The organism is Nocardia sp. NPDC057440, from assembly GCF_042802915.1.
Classification (GTDB): domain Bacteria; phylum Actinomycetota; class Actinomycetes; order Mycobacteriales; family Mycobacteriaceae; genus Nocardia.
Genome location: NZ_JBHVDF010000004.1, coordinates 432,251 through 456,375 on the forward strand (window position 1 = coordinate 432,251; position 24,125 = coordinate 456,375).

A 24,125-nucleotide genomic window follows, 5' to 3' on the forward strand; every position below is an offset into this window, starting at 1 on the left:
AAATGGCAGAAGTACTTGTGCTCGTCGAGCACGCCGACGGTGCGATCAAGAAGGTCAGCACCGAACTGCTCACCGCCGCCCGCGCCCTCGGCGAACCGGCCGCCGTCGTGCTCGGCTCGGCCGGGACCGGCGAGAAGCTGGCCGACGCGCTGGCCGCGGCGGGCGCCGAGAAGATCTACATCGCCGAATCCGACGATGTCGAGAACTTCCTGGTGACCCCGAAGGTCGACGTGCTCGCCGCACTGTCGGAGTCGGCCTCGCCGGCCGCCGTCATCGTCGCCGCCACCGCCGAAGGCAAGGAGGTGTCGGGTCGCCTGGCCGCCCGCATCGGCTCCGGCCTGTTGGTGGACGTCATCGATGTCAAGGCCGACGGCTCGGCCGTGCACTCCATCTTCGGTGGCGCGTTCACCGTCGACGCCAAGGCGACCGGCGACGTGCCGGTGATCTCGGTGCGCCCCGGCGCCATCGAGGCCTCGGCGCAGGCCGGTGCCGGTGAAAAGGTGACCGTCGAGGTCCCGGCTCAGGAAGAGGGCGTCGTGCGCGTCATCTCCCGCGAGCCGATCGTCGGTGGCGACCGTCCGGAGCTCACCGAGGCGAGCATCGTCGTCTCCGGTGGCCGTGGTGTCGGTTCCGCCGACAACTTCGCGGTCGTCGAGGCGCTCGCCGACTCGCTGGGCGCCGCTGTGGGCGCCTCGCGTGCCGCGGTCGACTCGGGCTACTACCCGGGTCAGTTCCAGGTCGGCCAGACCGGTAAGACGGTCTCCCCGCAGCTGTACATCGCACTCGGTATCTCCGGCGCGATCCAGCACCGCGCGGGCATGCAGACCTCGAAGACCATCGTCGCGGTCAACAAGGACGAAGAGGCTCCGATCTTCGAGATCGCGGACTACGGCATCGTCGGCGACCTGTTCAAGGTCGCCCCGCAGCTGACCGAAGCGGTCAAGGCGCACAAGGGCTGATAGCTCCGCGCTGAGCGTTTCCCAAGTGGCCCCGGCTGGAAACAGCCGGGGCCACTGACATTTTCACGCTCGCCGCGACAATGCGCACCGACTTGTCGCCTGAATTCGATGCTATGGCATCGCTATCGACATGTCCCAGCCGATGTCTGGCGCACCTCGCTACTCCGGCGGTCGGCCACCGTGCCGGGGCAGTGTGGGTGTACGACCACGCGTCTCCCGAAATGCGCTGGCTCGCAGGTCACTTCACCGGGGCGCTCTGTCGATATTCGCCGCCCTCGTGTTCGTGTCGCTGGGAGTCGTCGGCTGTGGCTCGGAGAGTTCGTCGCCGATGGAGGCCGGCGACTGCGGCTATTTGGTCGACCCACCGGGCCGTGATCGGTTCGACTTCCGAAAACGTGGTTGTGACAACCCTGAGGCGGCAGTGCGGGTGGTGCGCGGCTGGAATGTGCAGCACTGCCCTGCGGGCGAGTTCGAAGAGTACGACTCCCCACGGCGGGGCCGAACCAGCTACATATGCCTTCAGCTCAATGCCGCGCTCGGCGACTGTTGCACCGAAGTCCAACTCACGATGCGACTCACCACGCTGCGGAAGATTCCGTGCACCCAACCCGGTGCCTTCCAGGTGAACGCCAAGCTCGACTCCCGCGATGGCGGCGTCTGCACCACGACCGTCAGGAAACGGCATCCTGGTACGAACACGTTGATGCACTCGAACAAGAGCTACTGCCTGCACCCGATCTCCCAGTGAGAACACGACGCCCACGGTTGCGGGGTCGCCGTCTGGATGTGCATCACCCAGCAAGGCCAGACGCGCAACCGCCATCGGTATCGCGGAATCGCGCACCCGCCGGGTTGAGCTAAATGGCCGCTCACGGGCCGCGCTCGGGTCGCTCGCGGGTGCGATAGCCTGCGAATATGGCTGTTCCCACGACTCGGATGTTGGTCCTCGCGGTGGTGCGGTTGCTCGCGCCCGTGCATGGCTATGACGTTCGGCGCGAGTTGTTGTCCTGGCATGCGGACGACTGGGCGAATGTGAAGCCCGGTTCGGTGTATGGGGCATTGAACACGTTGCAGCGCGACGGCCTCATCGCGGTGGAGGGGGTGGGGCAGGAGGGCGCACGGCCGGAGCGGACCACCTATCGGATGACCACCGAGGGCGAGAAGGCGTTCGGGGACATGCTGCGCGAGGCGATATGGACCTCGGAGCAGGCGAAGAATCCGTACTTCGCGGCGGTGGCGTTGATGCCGTACCTGCCGAAGGAGGAAGTCGTCGCCGCGATGCGCGGACGGATTCTGAAGTTCGAGTCTGATCTGGTCTTTCTGGAGCGCGAGGAGCAGCGGATTCTCGCGGGCTCCGGCGATCCGACGGAGTACGAGCCATACCACGTCGCGGACGCGATGCGGTTGGCGGCCGATCACGTCAGGGCCGATCTCACCTGGTCGCGAAAGACATTGGAGCGTATCGAGAGCGGTGAGCTCGATGTCTGGTCGGCGTGGGCGCGGGTGGACGGGGGTCCCATGACCACAAAATGATCAACTATGAATAGTAAAGCTTGACTATTAGTTCGATCGTTCCTACCGTTGTCGGTGTGGAAACGATCGAATCGGTTCGTGACCGCACCGCTCCTTCGGTGATCCGAGTCCGCGGGCTGTCTCGCACCTTTCACGCCAAAACTGGTCCCGTGCAAGCGGTTACGGGCATCGACTTCGATGTCTGCGACGGCGAGATCCTCGGGCTGCTCGGCCCCAACGGCGCGGGCAAGACCACGACGCTGCGCATGCTCAGCACCCTGATCAGGCCGACCTCGGGCGAGGCGACCATCGCCGGTGCGGATCTGCGCGCCGAACAGCGAACGGTGCGCTCACGAATCGGCTACGTCGCCCAGGGCGGCACGACCAACGACGGTGAACTGGTCATCGACGAATTGGTCTTGCAGGCAAGGCTTTTCGGACTGAGCAAGGCGGCGGCGACCCACAATGCCGAGGAGTTGATGGCGGCGCTGGAGCTGGACGGGCTCGGTGGCCGCAAGTGCGCTCAGCTCTCCGGCGGCCAGCGCAGGCGGGTCGACATCGCGCTCGGTCTCGTGCACCGACCACGACTGATCTACCTCGACGAACCGACCAGTGGCCTCGACCCGCAGAGCAGGGCCAACCTCTGGGGGCACATCCGGCGCCTGCGCGAGCAGGGCACCACGGTCGTGCTCACCACCCATTACCTGGAGGAGGCCGACGCGCTCTGTGATCGGGTGCTGGTCATGGACCACGGCGGCATCGTCGCGGAGGGTACGCCCGACGAGCTCAAACGGCGGATCTCCGGTGATGTCGTCAGTCTCGAAATCGACGACGACCACACGGATCTCGCACTCGAGATCGCTCGAGCGGTGCTCGATGTGCGGTCGCTGGTGCGCACCGACGGTGTCGGTTCGGACCGGGCCGGGGTCACGCTGCTGCACCTCACCGTCGAACGGGGTGACGCCGCGGTCGTCCCGCTGCTGCACGCGCTCGACGCGCGCGGCATCACCCCCGGCGCGCTCACCGTCAAGCGCCCGAGCCTCGACGATGTCTTCCTCACCATCACGGGACGTTCGCTGCGCGAAGGGAATCGGTCATGAGGTTCCTGCGCGAGACCGGATTGATCTTCTGGTCCCAGCTTCGTGCGAATCTGCGCAATCCGGTCTGGGTGCTGATCGGGCTGTCGCAGCCGATCCTGTACCTGGTGCTGTTCGGTCCGCTGGTCAAGGGCATCGCGGCCGCGCTGGGGCCCGATACCGACCCGTGGCAGGTGCTGACACCGGCGCTGGTCATCCAGATCGGGCTCTTCGGCGCGATGTTCGCGGGCTTTTCCATCGTGATGGAGTTGCGCGCGGGTGTGGTCGAGCGCCAGCGGGTCACCCCGGCAAGCCGGGCCGCGCTGCTTCTCGGCCGCGTTCTCAAGGACATGGTCGTGCTGGTTGTCCAGGCGTTGGTGCTCGTGGCGGTGGCGATGCTGGCCTTCGGATTACGTCCGGACACACGGGGATTGGTGGCATCGGTGCTGCTGATCGCGGTGATGGCCGCCGGTCTCGCCGCGGCGTCCTACGCGCTAGGGCTGTGGGCGAAGGCGGAGGACACCCTGGCGTCGGTGCTCAACAGCATCACTGTTCCGCTCATGCTGCTGTCGGGGATTCTGCTGCCGATGACCCTCGGCCCGACCTGGTTGCAGAACATCGCCAAGGCAAATCCGTTCTCGCACACCGTCGACGCCGCGCGGGCGCTGTTCCGTGGCGATTTCGGCGCCTCGGAGGTGTATCTCGGCAGCGGGCTCACGGTGTTGGTCGCGGTGGTGTTGATGGTGCTCGGCGCGCGCAGCTTCGCGCGGGAGAATGCCTGATCAACATCGGTGCGGGCCTGCAGACCTGGTTGTCGCGGTCAACAGGACGAAGAGCCCGATCTTCGAGATCGCGGACTTACGGCATCGTCGGAACAGTTCAGCCTTGCCTTCGTCCGCATGGTCGCCGCGGCGGCAGGACCGGTCGCGGCCACGAGGAGTCAGCGCTGATCCGGCATTTCTCGCCGCGGCCACTCGCGGCCGCTTCGGGGCAGATCGGCGGCAGCGGTTGCCAGTGTGGAGGATTTGCGCCGGGTGGCCACGGACTGGGCGGATCGGGGCTGGGCAGCAGCGGGCCGGGCAGATGCGGGGAGTGGATCAGGCTTGCTGAGTTCGTCGAGTTCGGCCAGCCCAACCACCGCGACCAACATTATGGTGATCACGGTGACGGTCAGGATCAGCGGTGTGATCAGCTGCATGGGGTCGGCGCCGTTGGGGGGCATGTCATGCTGACCGACGTGCTGGGCGTGCATCGACGCCATTCCGGTGTAATGCATGCCGCACACCGCGAGGCCCATGATCAGCGCCGCGCCGATAGTTGCGCCGAAGCCGCTGACGTGCAGCATGAACCATAGCGCCGCGGTCGCCGCGACCACGGCGATCACGAGCGACAGCGCAACAGTTCCGAGGTTGTATCCCACGGTCGCATCGGTGTTCATCGCATGCATGCCCAGGTAGTGCATGGCAGCCACGCCGAGCCCGGTAATCGCACCGCCGATCGGCAGCGCAAGGACTTCCCGTCCCCAGCGCACGACGACCGACAGCCCGATCCACACCACCACAATCGCCACGGCCGCGCTGAGTAGCGTCATCGGCACGTCGTAACGAATGGTTCCACCGCGGATGGAGAAGCCGAGCATCGCGGTGAAATGCATGACCCAGATACCGGCGCCACCCAGGGCAACCGCCGCGGCGATGAGCCAGCCTGCGGGCCAGTACGACGATCGGGCGTGCACCGCGCATCGAAGGCCGAGCATCGATCCGGCGACGGACATGATGTAAGCCAGAACGGGGGTCACCCACCCGTTACTGAAGTGATCTAGTTCCAGCACGCATCCGCTCCGTGGCCACTAACCGGCTTCTTGCCAGCAAATCGACTGCGACCATAGCGCAACTCAACGAGAGTTGCATTATGCAAATTTCACATTGCGTGATTGCGCTGCGCGCCCTGCTGGAGTCGTCACTCGGTTCGGGGCGACGGCGGCGGTTGTACCGGGAGTCTCTTTGAATCTATGTCGCGGTAGTGGTGGCACGGTTCGCCATGAGGCTTACCGCCTGCTGGGCCGGTGGCTCGCACTGAACGCCGCGGTCCGCGTCATCCGACCCGGTGAGCAACCACGATGGAGCACTTCGCCAGATCTACGCGCTAAGTACCGGCAAATCGCAATGCAAGACAACAGCAAATCCATCAGCGACCGATCCACGTGATCGCGAAGTCCCTGCGCGCCTTCGCCTTCGACGGGCACGCGGAACGGACAGCCGCAGCAGTACGAGGATCCAGCATGTCCGGGCACTGGGTAGGTTCTGCGCGACGGCCACGTCGCGGTGGAGGGGCGAGGCCAGGAACAGCTCGAGTGCGCGTTCGAGTGCTCGGTCGATCATTCAGCTAGCTTGCCTCGACGTCCAGCACTCGTAAGGTCGCGCGGGCGATGAGGGGTTCGAAGTGGTCGGTGAACAGCTTCGCGACGAGTTCGCCGCGGCTGGTGACACCGACCTTGTCGAAGACGGACTTCACGTGGTCGCGGACAGTGTGCGCGGAAAGGACTAGCCTGGCGGCGATTTCGCCGGTGGACAACCCGCGGGCGATGAGTTCGGTGACTTCCAGCTCGCGGCGGGTCAGTTCGTAGGCGGCGACCACCAGGGACGCGACATCCGATGGCTTGGCCGGTTCGATGACCAGCGCTGTCATTCCGGCGTTCCCGTCGGCGTCACGCAGGCACGAGGCGTGGCAGACCAGCCAGCGACCTGTCGCGGTCCGGATGCGGATCCGCGTGCTTTCGCCGGTCAGCCGAGCCCGGCCCGCGGTACTGAGAATCCAGACCGGCAGCGGCAATTCGATGCCGAGCGAGGTCGGCGTCGACGGGCCCCGGGGCATCTGCGCGAGCAGGTCACGAGCCTCATCGTTGATCGAAATCAGGCCGCCGGCCGCGTCGAAGAGGAGCATGCCGGGAGCAATGGCCAGGGTTGGCGACGACTGTGCCGCCGGTTGTGCGAAGCTGCGCAATCGCCGCGCCATCGGGGCGGACAGCGTGTGCACCAGAGCGATGTCCCTGGCCGAGAACGGCTTTCGCCCGCGCTCACGGAACAGGCTGAGCTGACCCCACGGTTGCCTGTCGACGCGCAGCACGGCGCGCAGTTCGTCCTCGAAACCACGCGGGCACATGAAATTCCGGTACAGCGGGCTCAACGTGGGGCGATCACCTGTCACCTCGCGTAGCCCGGCGACCGGAATCGCGGCTCGTGCAAGGTCGCGGAAGAGATTCACGTGCTCGGCGAAAAGTTCTGATTCCCAATAGGTTCCGCAACCACTCTCGTGCAGGTTCTCCACCCGCACCGGTGCGGCAGTCAGCCCGTTGATCGGATCGGTGGCCACCCAGACGGCGGCGTCGAAGGGCGCGAGCCGGCGCAGCCGGGCCGAAGTTTCCGCGAACAGCGCGTGCGCGTCGGGAGCGTCTGCGATGCCGGTCAGCAGGGCGCCGACCGCGTGCGGAGTCGGGGTGGTCATGTCGCCATCCTGCTACCGCCCGCGCGTGCCCGCTATCCCCCATGTGAGGGGAATTGACGCGCCGCCATCGAAATTCCCGCATTCGCGGGATATCGCCTGGGCCGCGGTCGGATGAGGCTCGACACGACAAGACACGAGTTGAGGGAGATCATCATGCGGATTGGAATCGTCGGCGGGGGCGCTGCGGCGGTCGGCCTGCTGGACACACTCGCCGGAACCGACTCCGCGCGCGGCCGCATCACGGTGTTCGACGGTTCGTCCGCGGTATGGCGAGGTCGTCCGTACCAGTCGGACCTGGAGGCGGTGCGGGTGAACGCCCCGCCTGCCTTGATGTCGGTGCGCGTGGGCGACCAGGCGCACTACGCGCGCTGGCTGCAAGCCCGAAACGATGCGGCGAGCTACCTCGACGAGGGGCTCGGGCAGCCACTCGTGCCGCGCGGCGTATACGGCGAGTATCTCGAGCAGAGCGCGCTGGCCGCCATCAGGCGGTTGCGGCGCGCGGGGTGGCAGGTGAGCGTGGTCAATGCGCGCGTCACAGGGTTCGCCGATGACGGCGGCACCGTCCTGCACACCGAAGACAGGGGCGCCCATCCGCTCGATCGCGTCGTGCTCTGCGTCGGGAGTGGCCGTCCCCGTGACCATTACGGCCTCACCGACGCCCTGGGGTACGTCGACGAGCCCTACCCGCTCGAGCACACACTCGCCACCGTCCGAGCGGACGCGCACGTCGCGGTCATCGGCAGCGGCCTGACCGCGGTCGATATCGCCGCCGCGCTGACTGCGAACGGCCATACCGGGCCCATCAGCCTGCTCTCCCGCGGCGGCGTTCTGCCCTACGTCCAGCAACGCCCGCTCCCCCTCGCCCCGCGGCACCTCACCCCCGCTAACGCGGTGCGAAAAGCTGAACAAGGCACTGTCACCTTCGCTCAGTTGGTCGAGCTCATGCGGGCTGAACTCGCCGATCTCGGACAGGATTTCGACTCCTTCGCCACCGAAATCCGGGACACCGGCACCGAGGAACCCGTCGCTCGCCTGCGCCGCCAACTGGCCGAGGTCGACTCCCCGCACCAGGGCCGCCGCCTGCTGACGATGGCGATCCGCACCATCGGCCCGATCCTGTGGCCCATGCTCGCGGAGAGAGACCGAGCAATGCTGCGCACCGAACACTTCCGCACGGTCAGCAGCCTGAGCTCTCCGATGGTCCCGTACAACGCGAGAATCATGCTGCGCATACTGGATTCGGGTCAACTCCGACTCCGCTCCGGGCTCACCAAGATAGAGGCCCGCCCAGGTGGTGGATTCACTGTGTTCGACGACGCCGAATGGACCGCTGACGCCGTGTTCAACGCTGTCAACCCGCCTGCCTACACCACACCCCAGGAAAGTGAACCCTTGGTCAGCGCGCTCCTCGCCGCCGGCGCGGCAGAACTCGCCCCCTCCGGCGGCCTCCGCGTCGAACCAGGAACCCGACGACTTCTCACCGCGGGCCGCCCGAGCTCTACCTGGCACGTCCTGGGCAACCTGGCTGCCGACTCCATGTTCATCGCCACCAACCCACCCGGCCTCGCCGCCGAAGCGGCCGCCTTTGCCGACCATCTCACCTGCTGACCAAGGGAGATGGACAGACTATCGCCGGTATCTACGTGGTGGACGGCAGACGAGTCAGCAGCGGTGCAGGGCGGTGAGGAGGGTGGTCAGGGTGGGGGAGCGGCGGGCGTCGGTGCGCAGGACCGCGGACACCGGGATGCGGAGGCGGTGTTCGGTCAGCGTCAGCACCACCAATCCTTCGGTCGGGCTGTCGGCGTAGAGCACGGTCCAGGCATCGGGGCGGTTGATCAGTTCCATCGTGGCAGTGTGGTCGGGTGGGATCGGTGGGCCGAAGGTCGGTCCGGTCGGCAGGTCGGCGAATGCCGTTCGAATGATGGTGTGCAGCAAGACCTGTTCCTGCTCGGGGGGCAGCAGCAGCGGATACGGACTCAGTTCCGCCAGTGTGACTTCCTCGCGTGTGGCCAGCGGGTGTCCACTCGACGTGGCGATCACCAGATCCTCGACCCAGAGTTGTTCGACGGCCAGGCCGGGCTGATCGACGCTGCCTCGGATGAGCGCCATATCGCAGTCGCCGTCGGCCACCGCGGTGATCCGCTGCCGGAACGGCTTGATGACGAACTCGATCTCGGCGTCGGGGTGGGCGGCGCGGGCGCCCGCAATCGCCGTGAGGGATCGAGTCGCGAAGGACATGTTGGCGGCCAGCCGGATGCGGTGTCCGGAAGTGCGCACCGTGGCACGGATGGCGGACTCCAAGCTGAGCATCTGCTTAGCCAGGGGAAGTAGCCGTGTGGTCGCGTCGGTCGGCACGACAGCCCTGGTCGAACGCTCGAAGAGCTGCACGCCGAGGTCGCGTTCCAGCCGGGCGATCTGATGGCTGATCGCCGATTGTGAGATGTAACACCGACTGGCGGCTCTGCTGAAGCTGAGCTCCTCGCAGACTGCGACGAAGTAGGTGAGCTGGCGAAGCTCCACGTCATCTCCAATTCATGAGCAATCTAGATAAGAGTCATCTACATTATGCGCCTGAACACGTGAAATATCTGCGCTTCGAATGACGGTTGGTAATGAGAGAAGGAGGCTGTCATGGAACACGCAGATGTTGTCATCGTTGGATCGGGATTCGGGGGGCTTGCCGCCGCTAAGCAATTGGCCAAATCGGGTATCAACTACGTACTCATCTCGAGCACGCCGGAACATCTCTTCCAGCCACTGCTCTACCAGGTCGCGACGGGTGTGCTGGCTTCCGACGAGATCGCGCCGCCGATCGCCTCGGTGCTGCGACGACACCGGGAGGCCGACGTCCGGCTCGGCAAAGTGGTCGGCATCGAGCCTGCCACTGCGATCCTCACCTACGAGCACGAGGGGGTGCGTCGGCAGATCCGGTACGGCTCGCTGATCGCCGCCACCGGCGCTTCGCAGTCCTATTTCGGGCGCGACGACTTCGCCGACAAAACTTTCTCGCTCAAGACCATCGACGATGCGAGGCTGCTTCGCGCCCAGATCGAGCGGGTCTTCGCCGAGGCCGCGGGCGCGGACGAGGAGACACGGGGCAGGCTGCTCAGCTTCGTGGTGGTCGGCGCGGGCGCGACCGGCGTCGAGGTCGCCGGTCAGTTGAAGGAACTCGCGAAAAGGCATTACCACCAGGAAGTTTCGGTAACCCTGGTGGAGGGCGCCGGTGAGGTGCTTCCGCCCTTCGGCGGCGGGCTCTCGGAATACGCGAAGAAATCGCTCACCAAGAGCGGCGTGGAGGTGTTGCTCGGCACCTTCGTGACCGACATCGAGCTCGGCAAGGTAACGGTCAAGGACAGCGACGGCGTCGAGCGCAGGATCGCGGCGGAGACCGTGGTCTGGTCGGCGGGCGTGCAGGCGGGCGGCTTCGCGACCCTCCTCGCCGAGGCCACCGGCGTCGAGACCGACCGGGCCGGAAGGCTTTTGATCAACCCTGACCTCACTGTCGGCGGCCACGCCGACATCTTCGCCATCGGCGACATGACCTCGCTCAACGGGTACCCAGGGCAGTCGCCGGTCGCCATGCAGGAGGGTCGGCACGCCGCCGACATCATTCGCAGGAAGAAGCGGCCGGGCACCCCGTTCAAGTACTGGGACAAGGGCAGCATGGCGGTGATCAGCAGGTTCAGCGCGGTGGTGAAGCTCAACGATCGCATCACCTTCCGCGGCGTGATCGCCTGGTTCATGTGGCTTGCCGTACACCTGCTGTATCTGGTCGGCTTCCGCAACCGCTTCGCGGCGGTGGCCTCGTGGCTCGTCGCGTTCATCGGAACGGGTCGCCCCGGCTTCGACGAGGTGGAGCGGCCTGCGGTGCGAACTCTGGAACGCACCGCCGCCTGACCGCACGTCACGGCAATCGCGCTGTCCCCGCTCATGGGGCAGCGCGATTCTTCTGTGCTCGATAGGTCGGCGAGCAGGCACAAGGCGCGGTTCGGATGCGGGCGCGGGAACGAAATACGACCGTCCGGTGAACGGCCGGTGTGACCATCATCGCGTTCACCGAACCGGCATCGACGCGACACTTCGAGGTTGCTCCGCCGCAGTTTCGGGCTGGCTTCATCACGGATATGACTATTTCGTCCGTGTTGACAGCCCCGGCTCGACAGACGGAATCCGGGGTGGAGCGGTCCCGGTATTCATTGGTCGTTTCCTCCGACGCCGAGCACCGCACGGCGGCTCAGCGGCTGCGCTACGGCGTGTTCGCCGGCGAGCCGGGCTTCCGGATTCCCGACAATGGCACCGGCCTCGACGCCGACCGATTCGACGAGCACTGCGATCACCTGCTCGTCCGCGACGATGTCACCGAGCAGTTCGTCGGGTGCTACCGAATGCTGCCACCGGACAAGGTGATCGCCGCGGGCGGGTACTACACGGCCACCGAATTCGATCTGAGCCGGCTCGATCCGGAAGGCAACCGGATCGTGGAGATGGGACGCGCCTGCGTGGTGCCCGATCACCGCAACGGCTCGGTGCTCACCCTAATGTGGGCGGGCATCCTGCACTACATCCAGCTCACCGGATACGAATGGGTGATGGGCTGCGTGTCCGTGCCGATGCAGGACACCCCCGCCGACCCGGCCGGGGTGAACGTACGCGGCGTCAGGGACATGCTGCTCGGCAGGCACGGCTCCGATCCGGAACGGCGGGTGCATCCCCACCGGCCGGTTGTCGTCGACGGTCTCACGTTGGACGAGATGACGCCGCCCTCGCGCCCCAAGCTGCCCCCGCTGCTGCGCGGCTACCTGCGCCTCGGCGCGGAGATCTGCGGCGAGCCCGCACACGATCCCGATTTCGCGGTCGCCGACTTCGTCGCGCTGCTCGGGCTCGACACGATCAACACGCGCTACCTGAATCGATTACAGGACGCCGCGAACGCACTCGACGGGGGACGGTGAGGTACATGGTGTTCGACGCGCCGCCCGCACAGCGCACCGCACACGCGTGGATGCCGTCGAGCCCGTGCGGGCCCGGCTGCATCGAGCAGATCGATGAGGTCGGGACCGGCCGGGTCATCGCCCGGCTGCTCGGCGTGGCCGCGTTGCTGGTCAGCTTCCCGGTGGTGAACGTCGCCACCCCGCGCGGGAGGCGTGAGCAGCTCCAGCGGCGCTACGCTCGCATGGTGCTCGGCTGTCTCGGCATGCAATTGCGCGTCGTCGACAATCGGGTGACGACCTCCGGTGCGCGCAGTGCGTCCTCCGACGCACGTTTCGCCGAGCGCGGCGAGGGCGTGCTGATCGTCGCCGGTCACATCGGCTGGACCGACGTGGTCGTGATGGCCGCGGTGCAGCCCCTCGGATTCGTGGCGCGCGCGGACATGGTCGATTGGCCGGTGCTCGGCGGTTTAGCGAAGCTGATGCGCGTCATCCCGATCGAACGCGAGCGGCTGCGTGAACTCCCCGGTGTGGTCGCCCGCCTCGGCGCGCGTCTCACGGCCGGTGACCGCGTCGCGGTCTTCCCCGAGGGAACCACCTGGTGTGGCCGCGCGTACGGCACCTTGCGCCCCGCCCTGTTCCAAGCCGCGATCGATACCGGCACCTCGGTTCAGCCGGTCCGGTTGCGCTACGTCGACCGCCATGGCGCACAGTCCACGGTCCCCGGCTTCGTCGGAGAAGACACCTTCGGCAGTTCCGCGAAGCGAGTCCTCAAGTCCGCGGGCATGGTGGCCGAGGTAGTGCTCGAGCCCCTCGAATACCCCGGCCTGGACCGCCGCGATCTGGCTCGCCGCTGCGAACTCGCGGTGCGTGGCACAGAACAATCACGCCACGGTGTGCTGGCCACGCAGGAATGGATCGAGGCAGGCGTCACGCGCGTCCAAGATCCGGAACTCGCGGTGGCCGCGCCCGAGGTCATGGGTCGGCCTGCACGGCGATTGCGTCCATTCCGGCGGAGCTCTCCGCGCCGGGTCGCCGCGGCAGATCACCGGACCGTGTCCGATCCCGCGGAAACGACAGCCATCAGTGCGAACCCGTAAGAGCGCGGTCGACATGCCGGGCGAGCCATCGCAAGGACGCGTCCACCGACGGTCCGTCTAGGGCGGACCGTCGGCAACCAGCCGGTAACTGGAGTTGAAGTAGGTATCGGGACTCGGTGGCTTCCAATGCTGTGGTCGTCGCTCCTCGGGATCACAGTCGCGACCGGATGGTTGAAAAGACACTCAGTTACCGCACTCATGGTCCGGCCGAGGTGCCGAAATGAGACCGCGGGCATGAGCGGGCCCCCGCCCGGGCGCGCAAGTAGTTGAATACTCGTGCAATTGGCGGCGGGATGGCGCATTCTGAGTTAATCGGAAGAGTGCCCATAGTTCATGACGTACCTCGGATTGGGACGACGCATCATGTCCACGCCGCACGGACAACAGGCGCTGCGTTACGAACCGTACTCGATGGCAGGCGAGCGTACGCGGCAACAGTCGGTTGACGGTGCCGTTCTGTCCCATCGTGTCGGCCATGGAATTTGGCGCGAGATTCCACTCGATCCCAACGAGCCCGGCGTGACGATCGGGCGGTCGAAGGCAGCCGACATCACGGTCATCACCGACGCGACCGTGTCGCGACTGCACGCCATCATCGAGCGGGTGTCCGACTGTTGGGTCGTCATCGACAACGGTATGTCGACAAACGGCACCTTCGTCAACGGCGAGCGCATCTCCGGGCGTCGAAAGCTCAACTCCGGCGATACGATCCGCCTCGGAGAATCGGTGTTCTCCTTCACCGACGGCCACCCGTCCGACGACGAAATAACGATTGTCCGGCTCAACTTGCCGACCCGGAATGCGCTGACCGACGCCCAGTACCTGATTCTCGAGGCACTCTGCCGCCCGCACGACGCTCAGACTGCGTACACCTATCCCGCGTCGAACTGGCAGATCGCACACGATCTGTGCCTGAGCGTTGCGACGGTCAAAACCCACATGCGGGCATTATTCAAAATATTCCACGTCGAAGCCTTGCCGCAGAACCAAAAACGCACGCTTCTGGTCGAACGGGCCATCGCGAGCGGCGTCATTGCCAATCACGATCACAACGGATCGGACTTCGGCGGGAGTGTGCGGTGATGTCGGCTCGCGGCCCCATCACCGCGGTGCCGAGCAGCAACTCCTCTCCGGTCGATACGGTGTCCAGCTAGATCGGGTGGAAACCTGCGCCGACGCCACCGCGCGCGTTGATGTCGGCGATGATGGCGGCCATGGTCCCACCGAGCTGCGGTCCGAGGCACGGCACGCTCAGGTATCCGTTGACCATGCCGACGAGCGTGGTTCCGACCGTGACCGGCCCGCCGGAGTCACCGGGTAGGACACAGATCTGCGTCCAGGTCCAGGTGTTGGACCGGAACACATCTCCATAGGTCAGTCCGCAGGTCTGGCCAGTGGTATAGCCCTGCTTGCAGGCGATGTCCGGGAACCGCGCTGGACCGCCCAATCCGGTGATCATCGTGTTACCCACGCGGTTCACCGGTACGACCTTGCCTGGATCGAACTCGATGACGGCATAGTCCATATCGGTGTACGTGTAGGCGAAGGTGCCGACAACGCCGGCGTCACGGTCGGCCTCGGAGACGACCTCGGTACCCGCCTCGCCGCAGTGACCTGCGGTGAGCCCGACCAGTCGATCCGCGGCATCGCGCCCAATCGTGGTGAGTGTGCATATGCCCTGGTCGCCGACGATGATGCCGGAGCCGCCACCCAGCGTCGATGGACCTGCCGCATGCGCGGTGCCTGTTTGTGCTCCGACCAGCATTGCGCCTGCTCCGAATGCAACGGCAGCCCTCGCGAGTTTCTTGAACATGTCCAATCCAATCGTCCGGGCCGCAACTAACCTGTGCGGCGCGAATAAACGTCTGCACATTTCCTGGACGGGGTCTATCGGCACTGCGCCGTCAGGCCCCGTCAGGCGTTCTCTGGCGTGGAATCTGGTTGGAGGTGTGTCGTAGGACGACACTATGACGGTCGCAACACCATCTGGTGTGCGACGCGCGGTGTTGTCGGGATTGTTGTGGTGCTGTCGAGCAGGTCATACGTCAGACAAGGCAGATGCCTGTACCGAACGGGAAGATCGGCGGGACGAAGCAGACCCACCACAGCCATGGGGCCCACCACAACACGGCAGGTTCGACCTGCACAGGGACTGGCTCGGAGGGGGCCACCTGGACAGGCAGAGGGGACTCGGCCGGTGCCGCGGTCGCAACGCCTGAGCCGAGGGCGATCATCGGTGCGAGCGCTACCGCTGCCACGACTACGCGAATTTTGTTCGTGTTCATGATGCTTCCTTCAACTGAGCGCTTCCGGGACGCCCTCCTTCGTTGAAGGCTTCCCGCATGTGAACATCACCAACTCTCCTCGTAGAGTGCGCGGATGATCATCCTCCCGCGGGTTGGAAACACTCACACCTCGGGTGGAACTACAGGGCGTCGTCATCAGGGTGATCGCGAAGACGGGTAGCCGGAGACCCACACCGACACCGCCGCGCTCGACGCCGATCCGCATCTGGTGGACCGACGGCGCGATGCCGACGCCTGACGATCGGCGAAGCTCGCGGCGCGGCTCCGGGAATACCGGAAGGCGGCCGGCGGGTTGCGGATCGTAGGTCGAACGCAGACAAATCGGAGACAGCGGGGGATACCCCCAAGATGTGCAGGTCAAGGCTGGGATAGGCTTTATCGGTCATGAAGTCGGGTTTTTCGGGTCAGCTCAACGGTGCGCCCAAGACGGTCTACCTCGATCATGCGGCGACCACACCGATGCTGCCTGCCGCAATCGAGGCGATGACGGCTGCGCTCGGGCTGACGGGCAATGCGTCGTCGTTGCACGGTTCGGGACGCGCGGCGCGGCGGCTGCTGGAGGAGGCGCGGGAGTCCATCGCCGCGGATCTGGGCGCCAGGCCCTCAGAAGTGATCTTCACTTCGGGCGGCACCGAGAGCGACAATCTGGCGATCAAGGGCATCTATTGGGCCCGGCGCGATGCCGATCCGCGGCGGACCAGGATCATCGCGGGCTCGACCGAGCATCACGCGGTCATCGACACCGTCGAGTGGCTCGAGCAGCACGAGGGCGCACAGGTGACCTGGCTGCCGGTGGACGGGGACGGAGTCGTCTCGCCGCGCACGCTGCGGGCCGCGCTGGCAGAACATGTCGACGAGGTCGCGCTCGTGACCGTCATGTGGGCCAACAACGAGGTCGGGACCATTCAGTCGATCCGTGAATTGACCGCTGTAGCACAGGAATTCGGTGTTCCGATGCACAGCGATGCCATCCAGGCCGCCGCTCAGCTGCCGATCGACTTCGGCGCGAGCGGCCTCTCGGCGGCGAGTTTCGCCGGGCACAAGGTCGGCGGGCCGCACGGCGTCGGGGTGTTGTTGCTGGGCAGGAAGGTGCCGTGTGTGCCGCTGCTGCACGGCGGCGGGCACGAACGCGATCTACGGTCGGGCACCTCGGATACCGCGGCGGCCGTCGGGCTCGCCACCGCGCTGCGCGAGACGGTGGCCGATTTGCCGGCGCGCACCATCGAATTGACCGGACTGCGTGACGAGCTGATCGAGCGGATCCGCGGCATCGTGCCCGATGCGGTGCTCAATGGTCCCGCGGGCGACCAGCGCCTGCCAGGCAATGTGCACTTCACCTTTCCTGGCTGCGAAGGCGATTCGTTGCTGATGCTGCTGGACGCGGCAGGCATCGAGTGCTCGACCGGGTCGGCCTGCAATGCGGGCGTTGCCTCGCCGAGCCATGTGCTGATCGCCATGGGCGTCGAGCCGTGGCAGGCCCGTGGTTCTTTGCGATTTTCGTTGGGGCACACCTCGACCCGCGCCGATGTGGACGCGTTGACGAGGGTGTTGCCCCAGGTGGTTGAACGGGCCAGGGCCGCGGGTCTGGCCGGTGCGAAGGGAGGTGTCTGATATGCGAGTACTCGCCGCGATGAGTGGTGGTGTGGACTCGGCGGTTGCGGCGGCACGTGCCGTCGACGCTGGTCACGAGGTGGTCGGCGTGCATCTTGCGCTGTCGGCGACACCGGGCACGCTGCGCACCGGTTCGCGCGGTTGCTGCTCGAAGGAGGACGCCGGTGACGCACGGCGCGCCGCGGACGTGCTCGGCATCCCGTTCTACGTCTGGGATTTCGCCGACCGCTTCAAGGAAGACGTGATCGACGATTTCGTCGCGGCCTACGCGGCGGGCGAGACGCCGAACCCGTGCCTGCGCTGCAACGAGAAGATCAAGTTCTCCGCGCTCGCCGATCGCGCGGTCGCGCTCGGGTTCGACGCCGTGGTCACCGGGCACTATGCCCGGCTGGCGGACGGGGTGCTGCGGCGCGCGGTCGACGCCGACAAGGATCAGTCCTACGTGCTCGCCGTGCTGACGGCACAACAGCTTTCGCGGGCCATGTTCCCGGTGGGTGACACGCCGAAGCCGCAGATCCGTGAGGAAGCCGCCGAGCGTGGTCTCGCGGTGGCCGACAAGCCCGACAGCCACGACATCTGCTTCATCCCCTCCGGTGACACCCGCGCGTTCCTCGGCGCCAAGATCGGCATCCGGCCCGGTGCGGTCGTCGACAACGACGGCCAGGTGCTCGCGAATCACGAAGGCGTGCACGGGTTCACGATCGGCCAGCGCAAGGGCCTCGGCCTGCCTGGTCCCGCCGCGGACGGTAAGCCGCGCTATGTCACCGACATCGATCCCGACTCGGGCACCGTCCGTGTCGGTTCTGCCGAGGACCTGGAGGTCTGGGGCGTGCAGGCCGATCGCGCGGTCTGGACCTCCGGCGCCGCGCCGAAGGGGCCGATCGAGTGCGTCGTGCAGGTGCGTGCCCACGGTGGCATGGCCCCTGCGGTCGCAGAATCGGTCGGTACTGGACTGACGGTGCGCCTGCGCGAGCCGCTGACCGGCGTGGCCCGCGGCCAGGCGATTGTGCTGTACCGCCCGGATGTCCTCGGTGATCAGGTGATCGGCAGTGGGACCATTTCGGACACGGTGCGCGACGCGGCCGACGAGTCCAACGCGGTGAGCGGCGCGAGCGCGACGCAGTGACCGTCGCCGGTGCACGGCACCAGGCGACATGCGCACGCATGCTTTTCGGCACCCCGGCGTGCGCCGGGGTGCAACCCACGATGAGGCGCGAGCCTCGTACAGAGGTGGCACGGTGAGCGAGATCGCCAAGGTAGCCGGCGAAGTCGACGCGAAAGAATTGGTGCGTATCCCCGGCGGCATCGCGACGGCCGTCGGCTCCTGGCCGGGCACCGATCCACGCGAGGCGGCGACCACCATCCTCGGTGAGCTGTCGGATCTGGCGCATCTGGTGGAGCTGCCAGGTCGCGGCATCGGGGCGGACATGCTCGGCCGGGTTTCCGCCCTGCTCGTCGATATGCGATTCGACACCACGACGCGGGGTTACCGGCTGGCCCCGCGCCCCGGTGCCACGTCCCGGCGCGCACGAGACCTGCTGCGTGTGGATCTCGATGCGCTCGAAGAGGCTTGGGAAACATCGGGTTCGGCGGGCACCGGTCGCATCGTCAAGGTGCAGGCCACTGGCCCGCTGACCCTCGCCGCGCAGGTGGAACTGCCCGGTGGGCACCGTATCCTCACCGATTCCGGTGCGGTGCGCGATGTTTCGGAATCGCTGGCGGAGGGCCTTGCCCAGCATGTGGCGCAGGTGCGCAAGCGGCTCGGCGCGGAAGTGGTTCTGCAACTGGATGAACCGTCGCTGACCGTGGTGCTGGAAGGCTCGCTGCGCGGTCCGAGCATTCTGAATACCGTGCGGGCACTGCCCGAACCGGAAGCGCTCGCGGTACTGGATGCCGTCATCACCGCGCAATCCGCGCCGGTGTTGGTGCACAGCTGCGCCGAAGCGCCCGCGCTGGGTTTCCTGCGCGGGAGCGCCGCCGCGGCGATCGGCTTCGACATGGCCGCCATCGGCACACGCGACCTCGACCACATCGGCGAAATCCTCGACACCGGAAAACGATTGGTTCTCGGTCTGGTGCCGACGGCACCCCCGCCGAAACCGGCGACCTGGCGTGACTTCGCCGAACCCGGCGTCCGGCTCGTCGACCGCCTCGGCTTCCCGCGCAAGACGCTCGCCGAGCGGATGGTGGTCGGCCCCGCGTGCGGATTGGCGGGGGCTCCGCTGGAATGGGCGCGCACCGCACTGCGTCTGTCCGCGGAAGTCGCTCGCGCCTACGCCGAAGAACCGGAATCGCTGACCTTCGACTGACCGTGGGCCGCCATCGGGCCTCCCGATCGGAATCGGGTCATCGAGGGCGGCGACGTGCGGGAACGTGCCATCGAGATGTCGGTGGGCTCGGCTAATGTGCGATGGGTGAGTGACAGCGACAGCGCGGCGGTCCCGGCGACGGCAGAGCAGCGGGTGGAGTGGCAGCGGCGCGCCGACGAAGTTCGCGAGCACCAGTTCCGCTACTACGTGCGCGACGCGCCGATCATTTCCGACGGTGAGTTCGACACCTTGTTGCGGCAATTGCAGGCTCTGGAGGAGCAGCACCCGGATCTGCGCACGCCCGATTCGCCGACCCAGCTGGTCGGCGGTGGGTTCGCGACGGATTTCACCGCCGTCGATCACCTCGAGCGGATGCTGTCGCTGGACAATGTGTTCGACTTCGACGAGCTGCGCACCTGGGCGAGCCGGGTGGAGGCCGAAACCGGGTCGAACCTGCACTACTTGTGCGAGGTGAAGATCGACGGCGTCGCGCTGAACGTCGTCTACGAGAAGGGGCGTCTCGTGCGCGGCGCGACCCGCGGCGACGGCCGCACCGGCGAGGACGTCACACTCAACGCCCGCACTATCGAGGACATCCCCGGCGAGCTGACGCCGAGCGACGAGTTCCCGATTCCCGACCTGCTCGAGGTTCGCGGTGAGGTGTACTTCCGGCTGGCGGATTTCGAGACGCTCAATGCCGCCATCGTCGCCGAAGGCAAACCCCCGTACGCGAACCCGCGCAATACCGCGGCGGGATCGCTGCGGCAGAAGGATCCCGCGGTGACCGCGCGGCGCAGGCTGCGCATGATCTGCCATGGCTTCGGGCGCATCGAGGGATACACCCCCGCCTCGCAGTACGAGGCCTATCGTGCGCTGGCGGCCTGGGGGCTGCCGGTGTCCGAGCACACCAGGCGGGTGCAGGGCATCGACGCGGTGATCGAGCGCGTCGCCTACTGGGGCGAGCACCGCCACGATATCGAGCACGAGATCGATGGTCAGGTGATCAAGGTCGACGAGATGGCGCTGCAACGCCGACTCGGCTCGACCTCGCGCGCGCCGCGCTGGGCGATCGCCTACAAGTACCCGCCGCAAGAGGCGACGACCAAGCTGCTGAACATCGAGGTGAACGTCGGCCGCACCGGCCGCGTCACCCCGTTCGCGGTGATGGAGCCGGTCTCCATCGCGGGGTCCACGGTGGCGATGGCGACGTTGCACAATGCCTCGGAGGTCAAGCGCAAGGGTGTGCTCATCGGCGACACGGTCACCATCCGCAAGGCGGGTGACGTGATTCCCGAGGTGCTCGGCCCGGTGGTGGACGCGCGGACCGGCGCGGAACGCGAGTTCGTGATGCCGTCGAACTGCCCGGAGTGCGGCACCGAGCTGGCACCGCAGAAAGAAGGCGACGCCGATATCCGTTGCCCGAACCAGCAGTTCTGTCCGGCCCAGCTGCGGGAGCGTGTCTTCCATGTCGCGGGCCGCGGCGCTTTCGATATCGAGTCGCTCGGGTACGAGGCCGCGGGCGACCTGCTGAAGTCGGGTGCGATCACCGACGAGGGCGATCTGTTCGACCTCACCGAGGAGCGTTTGCTCACCACCACGCTGTTCGCCAATAAAGACGGTGGTCTGTCCGCGAACGGCAAGCGGCTGCTGGAGAACCTGCATGCCGCCAAGGATCGACCGCTGTGGCGGGTGCTCGTCGGGTTGTCCATCCGGCATGTCGGCCCGACGGCGGCGCGGGTGCTCGCGCGCGAATTCGGCAGCCTCGACCGGATTCAGGACGCATCGGCGGAGGAGCTCGGCGCGGCTGACGGTGTCGGCCCGACCATCGCCGCCGCGGCGGCGGAATGGTTCACCGTCGACTGGCATCGCGCGATCGTCGACAAGTGGCGGGCCGCGGGCGTGCGGATGGCGGACGAACGCGACGAGTCCGTCGAGCGCACGCTGGAGGGTTTGTCGATCGTGGTGACCGGTTCGCTACAGGGGTTTTCGCGAGACGGCGCCAAGGAAGCCATCCTGGTGCGCGGCGGCAAGGCTTCCGGCTCGGTCTCCAAGAAGACCGCGTTCGTGGTCATCGGTGAGGCCCCCGGCTCGAAGGCCGCGAAAGCTGAGGAACTCGGTGTGCCGATCCTCGACGAGGACGGCTTCCGGCGGTTGCTCGAAGCAGGACCGGAAGCGGTGACGCCGGGTGCGGCGGCGGACGCCGCCATCGAGGATGCCGTAGCGGAGGAATAGGGCGGGTCGGTCGCGTCGCGGTCCGTCGTTGCCGCGGTCGCGATCGTGGTTCGTTCGGGGGCCTTGGTGTGCCGATGGTGAATACTTCTTGACCTCAACCTTGGTTCAGGTATGAGGATCGAGTGGTAGGCAACGATCAGGAGTTCACCATGGTTCACCGCCCTACCGCCCTCATCACGGGCGCTTCCGCAGGATTCGGTCTCGCACTGACGCGTTCGCTGGTCGGACGCGGCTGGCGGGTGATCGGCACCGCCCGCCGCGCCGACCGACTCGACGGTGTGCGTGCCGAACTCGGTGACGCCGTGCTCGCGGCGCCCGGCGACATCACCGATCCGGCGCATCGTGCCGAGTTGGCCGATATCGCGCGACGGATCGGATACCTCGACCTCGTCGTGAACAACGCGAGCAGGCTCGGTCCGAGCCCGATGCCGCGACTCGCGGACTATCCGCTCGACGAACTCGAGCTGGTGTATCGCACCAATGTCATTGCTCCGCTGGCGGTTCTGCAGTTCGCGCTGCCGCTGCTCGGCTCCGCCGGTGTCGCGATCGACATCAGCTCGGATGCCGGCGTCGAACCGTACCCGGACTGGGGCGGTTACGGTTCGTCGAAAGCGGCACTCGATCAGCTGACCGCAATCCTGGCCGCTGAGCATCCCGACGTGTCGATTTACGCCTTCGATCCCGGCGATATGCGCACCGAAATGCATCAGGCCGCGTTTCCCGGTGACGATATCTCCGATCGTCCCGAGCCCGAGACCGTCGTTCCCGCGCTGCTGCGGCTGATCGAGGAACGACCGAAGAACGGGCGCTATACCGCAGCCGATTTCGCTACGGGGGTGGCCGGATGACGTCGGTTCTCGCCGACTGGGCGCACGTCCTGCCGCCGGAGCGCAATGCCATCGCGCCGCCGGAGGCGCGCGGGCTGGCGCGCGACGAGGTCAGGATGATGGTGTCCGCGGATCGGCTCACCCACACCAGATTTCGCGAACTGCCACAACACCTGATGCCAGGGGACCTTGTGGTGGTGAACAATTCGGCCACTGTGGCCGCGGCCGTGGACGGCACGATCGACGGCAGGCCGGTCACACTGCACTTCTCCACGTGGCTCGATGCGCGGGCCGAACCCGACGCACAGGTGAACGACACCGCGAATAACACTGCCGCAGATACTTTCGGCGGTTGCACCGGACGGTGGGTGGTGGAAGTGCGCACCGTGGATCGCACGCCGGTACCCGAGGGAGAACTGGACGCGGGCACCGAGATCCGGCTACCAGAAGGCGCGGTGGCCACCCTGCGCGAGCCATGGTTACCCGGTGCGCGCCGACTGTGGATTGCCGAGCTGGCCGGCGACCCGCAACGGCTGCTGGGGCGGCACGGTTACCCGATCACCTATTCGTATGTGCCACAACGCTGGTCGTCGTCGTATTACACGACGGTCTTCGGACGCATCCCCGGCAGCGCGGAAATGCCGAGTGCGGCACGGCCGTTCACCCAGCGACTGGTGCTGGACCTGGTGAGCTCCGGAGTCGCGATCGCGCCGATCACACTGCACACCGGGGTGTCCTCACCGGAAGCGGGGGAACCGCCGAGCCCCGAACGCTTCGCGGTCTCCGCCGCGACCGCGCGCAGAGTCAACGACGCCAAAGCGGCGGGGGGCCGCATCATCGCCGTGGGCACCACGGTGACGCGAGCCCTGGAAACCACCGCGGACCACACCGGGCAGGTCCATCCCGCACACGGGTGGACCGAACTCGTCCTCGGACCCGATCACCCGGCCCGCACGGTCGAGGGCATCATCACCGGCTGGCACGCCCCCGGCGCGTCGCACTTGGATCTGCTCGTCGCGGTGGCAGGCGAACCGGCCGTGCAGGAGGCCTACGCGACGGCCCTGGACGCCGCGTACCTCTGGCACGAGTTCGGCGACAGCGCCCTGCTTTTCGGTGCGGGCGGTGCTCGGAGCTAGGACGGGTTGATGGTCACCGTGGCGTTCAGCTGACCGGCGATTTCGATCCGCCCGCACTGACCGTTGCTCAGATCGAGGTGCCGCGTGGCGGTCTTGGTCTTGCCTGTCTTGATGGTCGCGTCGACGATCACGTTGACCGGCCCCACCGAGCACACCTTGGACAGGGCGGGCGATCCGTCGAAACTGACCGTCCCACCACCCTGACAGGTATTCGTCTCGTTAGTGAAGAAGAGTCGCGCTGTGCCGTCCGGGCACGGCGCCTCGGCGACGGCCTGGGGAGCAGCGACGACGATCGACCCCAAGCCGAGGGCGGCGACGATGGAGCTTCGGACCACAAGACGACGAACGGTCAATTCCATCGTTATCCATCCAATCGAAACAGTTCGCGCAATGAGCACCACGAAGCAACCGTGGCGCCAGCATGCTAACGCGCCCGGCCTACCCCTCGCACCACGAATGGCCCGCGTACCTGCGAAGAACGCAAGAAATCCGGTGCCGATGAGCGATATCCGTTCGCATCGCGCACGGCCGCCGCCCTCGGCGGTTTCCGCTGTTGTGGGCTGCCGATGGCGTGATTTCGAATGCTGGAGCGCAGCGCTCGCGGCCGGATTTCCTGGCATGCGCG

The 24,125-nt window shown here is 66.7% G+C and carries 23 protein-coding genes; 17 read left to right on the plus strand and 6 right to left on the minus strand.

Translation table 11 applies throughout. From position 1 onward, the window contains the following. The first annotated feature begins 2 nt into the window (after positions 1-2). The 5 genes from ACFU4Z_RS11035 to ACFU4Z_RS11055 all read left to right on the plus strand — a co-directional run bounded on the left by ACFU4Z_RS11035 (position 3) and on the right by ACFU4Z_RS11055 (position 4,329). Positions 3-959 carry an electron transfer flavoprotein subunit alpha/FixB family protein gene (locus tag ACFU4Z_RS11035; RefSeq protein ID WP_379061457.1) on the plus strand — a complete coding sequence of 319 codons (957 nt, stop codon included), beginning with the start codon at positions 3-5 and terminating at the stop codon, positions 957-959. Positions 960-1,242: 283 nt separating this feature from the next. Further along, the gene (locus ACFU4Z_RS11040) at positions 1,243-1,707 is read left to right on the plus strand and encodes a hypothetical protein (RefSeq protein WP_379061459.1); all 465 of its coding nucleotides are present in this window, start codon (positions 1,243-1,245) and stop codon (positions 1,705-1,707) included. 167 nt (positions 1,708-1,874) lie between these two features. After that, entirely contained in the window at positions 1,875-2,492 is a 618-nt protein-coding gene (locus ACFU4Z_RS11045) for a PadR family transcriptional regulator (RefSeq protein ID WP_379061461.1), read from the plus strand. 56 nt (positions 2,493-2,548) lie between these two features. Further along, positions 2,549-3,571 carry an ATP-binding cassette domain-containing protein gene (locus ACFU4Z_RS11050; protein WP_379061463.1) on the plus strand — a complete coding sequence of 341 codons (1,023 nt, stop codon included), beginning with the start codon at positions 2,549-2,551 and terminating at the stop codon, positions 3,569-3,571. Beyond that, the gene (locus ACFU4Z_RS11055; protein WP_379061466.1) at positions 3,568-4,329 is read left to right on the plus strand and encodes an ABC transporter permease; all 762 of its coding nucleotides are present in this window, start codon (positions 3,568-3,570) and stop codon (positions 4,327-4,329) included. Before ACFU4Z_RS11050 ends, ACFU4Z_RS11055 begins: the two co-directional genes overlap by 4 nt. Before the next feature lie 158 nt (positions 4,330-4,487). Here ACFU4Z_RS11055 and ACFU4Z_RS11060 read toward each other — a convergent pair whose 3' ends face one another. Further along, a complete protein-coding gene (locus ACFU4Z_RS11060; protein ID WP_379061469.1) occupies positions 4,488-5,186 on the minus strand; it encodes an MHYT domain-containing protein in 699 nt (232 codons plus the stop codon). Between the two features lie 13 nt (positions 5,187-5,199). Between ACFU4Z_RS11060 and ACFU4Z_RS11065 the strand changes: the two genes are divergently transcribed. Further along, entirely contained in the window at positions 5,200-5,328 is a 129-nt protein-coding gene (locus ACFU4Z_RS11065; RefSeq protein WP_379061471.1) for a hypothetical protein, read from the plus strand. Positions 5,329-5,932: 604 nt separating this feature from the next. Here the strand turns inward: ACFU4Z_RS11065 and ACFU4Z_RS11070 are convergent. Then, positions 5,933-7,051, minus strand: a complete 1,119-nt coding sequence (locus ACFU4Z_RS11070; protein WP_379061473.1) for a LuxR C-terminal-related transcriptional regulator — start codon at positions 7,049-7,051, stop codon at positions 5,933-5,935. 153 nt (positions 7,052-7,204) lie between these two features. On the opposite strand from ACFU4Z_RS11070, the gene ACFU4Z_RS11075 reads away from it, so the two are divergent. Continuing rightward, a complete protein-coding gene (locus tag ACFU4Z_RS11075) occupies positions 7,205-8,659 on the plus strand; it encodes an FAD/NAD(P)-binding protein (protein ID WP_379061475.1) in 1,455 nt (484 codons plus the stop codon). A 54-nt stretch (positions 8,660-8,713) separates the two neighbouring features. On the opposite strand, the gene ACFU4Z_RS11080 is transcribed toward ACFU4Z_RS11075, so the two are convergent. Beyond that, positions 8,714-9,571 (minus strand): LysR substrate-binding domain-containing protein, encoded by an 858-nt coding sequence (locus ACFU4Z_RS11080; RefSeq protein ID WP_379061477.1) that lies wholly within the window; start codon positions 9,569-9,571, stop codon positions 8,714-8,716. A 111-nt stretch (positions 9,572-9,682) separates the two neighbouring features. Between ACFU4Z_RS11080 and ACFU4Z_RS11085 the strand changes: the two genes are divergently transcribed. The 4 genes from ACFU4Z_RS11085 to ACFU4Z_RS11100 all read left to right on the plus strand — a co-directional run bounded on the left by ACFU4Z_RS11085 (position 9,683) and on the right by ACFU4Z_RS11100 (position 14,162). Continuing rightward, entirely contained in the window at positions 9,683-10,948 is a 1,266-nt protein-coding gene (locus ACFU4Z_RS11085; protein ID WP_379061479.1) for an NAD(P)/FAD-dependent oxidoreductase, read from the plus strand. A 227-nt stretch (positions 10,949-11,175) separates the two neighbouring features. Then, complete coding sequence (locus ACFU4Z_RS11090; RefSeq protein ID WP_379061481.1) at positions 11,176-12,003, plus strand: GNAT family N-acetyltransferase; 828 nt, start codon at positions 11,176-11,178, stop codon at positions 12,001-12,003. 5 nt (positions 12,004-12,008) lie between these two features. Beyond that, a complete protein-coding gene (locus ACFU4Z_RS11095; RefSeq protein ID WP_379061483.1) occupies positions 12,009-13,079 on the plus strand; it encodes a lysophospholipid acyltransferase family protein in 1,071 nt (356 codons plus the stop codon). 363 nt (positions 13,080-13,442) lie between these two features. Beyond that, entirely contained in the window at positions 13,443-14,162 is a 720-nt protein-coding gene (locus ACFU4Z_RS11100) for an FHA domain-containing protein (protein ID WP_379061486.1), read from the plus strand. Between the two features lie 67 nt (positions 14,163-14,229). On the opposite strand, the gene ACFU4Z_RS11105 is transcribed toward ACFU4Z_RS11100, so the two are convergent. Then, entirely contained in the window at positions 14,230-14,892 is a 663-nt protein-coding gene (locus ACFU4Z_RS11105) for a serine protease (RefSeq protein ID WP_379061489.1), read from the minus strand. Positions 14,893-15,124: 232 nt separating this feature from the next. Further along, entirely contained in the window at positions 15,125-15,364 is a 240-nt protein-coding gene (locus tag ACFU4Z_RS11110; protein ID WP_379061491.1) for a hypothetical protein, read from the minus strand. 405 nt (positions 15,365-15,769) lie between these two features. Between ACFU4Z_RS11110 and ACFU4Z_RS11115 the strand changes: the two genes are divergently transcribed. The 6 genes from ACFU4Z_RS11115 (at position 15,770) to ACFU4Z_RS11140 (ending at position 23,500) form a co-directional block, all read left to right on the plus strand. Next, positions 15,770-16,996 (plus strand): cysteine desulfurase family protein, encoded by a 1,227-nt coding sequence (locus ACFU4Z_RS11115; protein ID WP_379061493.1) that lies wholly within the window; start codon positions 15,770-15,772, stop codon positions 16,994-16,996. 1 nt (position 16,997) lies between these two features. Next, on the plus strand, positions 16,998-18,122 hold the full coding sequence (gene mnmA, locus ACFU4Z_RS11120) for a tRNA 2-thiouridine(34) synthase MnmA (RefSeq protein ID WP_379061495.1): 1,125 nt from the start codon (positions 16,998-17,000) through the stop codon (positions 18,120-18,122). A 121-nt stretch (positions 18,123-18,243) separates the two neighbouring features. Next, positions 18,244-19,305 (plus strand): methionine synthase, encoded by a 1,062-nt coding sequence (locus ACFU4Z_RS11125; RefSeq protein WP_379061680.1) that lies wholly within the window; start codon positions 18,244-18,246, stop codon positions 19,303-19,305. A 153-nt stretch (positions 19,306-19,458) separates the two neighbouring features. After that, complete coding sequence (gene ligA / locus ACFU4Z_RS11130; protein ID WP_379061681.1) at positions 19,459-21,537, plus strand: NAD-dependent DNA ligase LigA; 2,079 nt, start codon at positions 19,459-19,461, stop codon at positions 21,535-21,537. A 149-nt stretch (positions 21,538-21,686) separates the two neighbouring features. Next, positions 21,687-22,385, plus strand: a complete 699-nt coding sequence (locus tag ACFU4Z_RS11135; protein WP_379061497.1) for an SDR family NAD(P)-dependent oxidoreductase — start codon at positions 21,687-21,689, stop codon at positions 22,383-22,385. Then, entirely contained in the window at positions 22,382-23,500 is a 1,119-nt protein-coding gene (locus tag ACFU4Z_RS11140) for an S-adenosylmethionine:tRNA ribosyltransferase-isomerase (RefSeq protein ID WP_379061499.1), read from the plus strand. Before ACFU4Z_RS11135 ends, ACFU4Z_RS11140 begins: the two co-directional genes overlap by 4 nt. On the opposite strand, the gene ACFU4Z_RS11145 is transcribed toward ACFU4Z_RS11140, so the two are convergent. Continuing rightward, positions 23,497-23,859, minus strand: coding sequence for a hypothetical protein (locus ACFU4Z_RS11145; protein ID WP_379061501.1), 363 nt, complete (start codon positions 23,857-23,859; stop codon positions 23,497-23,499). The two genes, ACFU4Z_RS11140 and ACFU4Z_RS11145, sit on opposite strands and share 4 nt — an antisense overlap. Positions 23,860-24,125: the final 266 nt, after the last annotated feature.

Excerpts from the sequence above, each read along its gene's own strand:
- ACFU4Z_RS11035 (WP_379061457.1), top strand. The coding sequence starts at position 3 with ATGGCAGAAGTACTTGTGCTCGTCGAGCACGCCGACGGTGCGATCAAG.
- ACFU4Z_RS11045 (WP_379061461.1), top strand. The coding sequence starts at position 1,875 with ATGGCTGTTCCCACGACTCGGATGTTGGTCCTCGCGGTGGTGCGGTTG.
- ACFU4Z_RS11055 (WP_379061466.1), top strand. The coding sequence starts at position 3,568 with ATGAGGTTCCTGCGCGAGACCGGATTGATCTTCTGGTCCCAGCTTCGT.
- ACFU4Z_RS11060 (WP_379061469.1), bottom strand. The coding sequence starts at position 5,186 with ATGCTCGGCTTCTCCATCCGCGGTGGAACCATTCGTTACGACGTGCCG.
- ACFU4Z_RS11065 (WP_379061471.1), top strand. The coding sequence starts at position 5,200 with ATGACCCAGATACCGGCGCCACCCAGGGCAACCGCCGCGGCGATGAGC.
- ACFU4Z_RS11070 (WP_379061473.1), bottom strand. The coding sequence starts at position 7,051 with ATGACCACCCCGACTCCGCACGCGGTCGGCGCCCTGCTGACCGGCATC.
- ACFU4Z_RS11075 (WP_379061475.1), top strand. The coding sequence starts at position 7,205 with ATGCGGATTGGAATCGTCGGCGGGGGCGCTGCGGCGGTCGGCCTGCTG.
- ACFU4Z_RS11085 (WP_379061479.1), top strand. The coding sequence starts at position 9,683 with ATGGAACACGCAGATGTTGTCATCGTTGGATCGGGATTCGGGGGGCTT.
- ACFU4Z_RS11090 (WP_379061481.1), top strand. The coding sequence starts at position 11,176 with ATGACTATTTCGTCCGTGTTGACAGCCCCGGCTCGACAGACGGAATCC.
- ACFU4Z_RS11095 (WP_379061483.1), top strand. The coding sequence starts at position 12,009 with ATGGTGTTCGACGCGCCGCCCGCACAGCGCACCGCACACGCGTGGATG.
- ACFU4Z_RS11100 (WP_379061486.1), top strand. The coding sequence starts at position 13,443 with ATGTCCACGCCGCACGGACAACAGGCGCTGCGTTACGAACCGTACTCG.
- ACFU4Z_RS11105 (WP_379061489.1), bottom strand. The coding sequence starts at position 14,892 with ATGTTCAAGAAACTCGCGAGGGCTGCCGTTGCATTCGGAGCAGGCGCA.
- ACFU4Z_RS11110 (WP_379061491.1), bottom strand. The coding sequence starts at position 15,364 with ATGAACACGAACAAAATTCGCGTAGTCGTGGCAGCGGTAGCGCTCGCA.
- ACFU4Z_RS11115 (WP_379061493.1), top strand. The coding sequence starts at position 15,770 with ATGAAGTCGGGTTTTTCGGGTCAGCTCAACGGTGCGCCCAAGACGGTC.
- mnmA (WP_379061495.1), top strand. The coding sequence starts at position 16,998 with ATGCGAGTACTCGCCGCGATGAGTGGTGGTGTGGACTCGGCGGTTGCG.
- ACFU4Z_RS11135 (WP_379061497.1), top strand. The coding sequence starts at position 21,687 with ATGGTTCACCGCCCTACCGCCCTCATCACGGGCGCTTCCGCAGGATTC.
- ACFU4Z_RS11140 (WP_379061499.1), top strand. The coding sequence starts at position 22,382 with ATGACGTCGGTTCTCGCCGACTGGGCGCACGTCCTGCCGCCGGAGCGC.
- ACFU4Z_RS11145 (WP_379061501.1), bottom strand. The coding sequence starts at position 23,859 with ATGGAATTGACCGTTCGTCGTCTTGTGGTCCGAAGCTCCATCGTCGCC.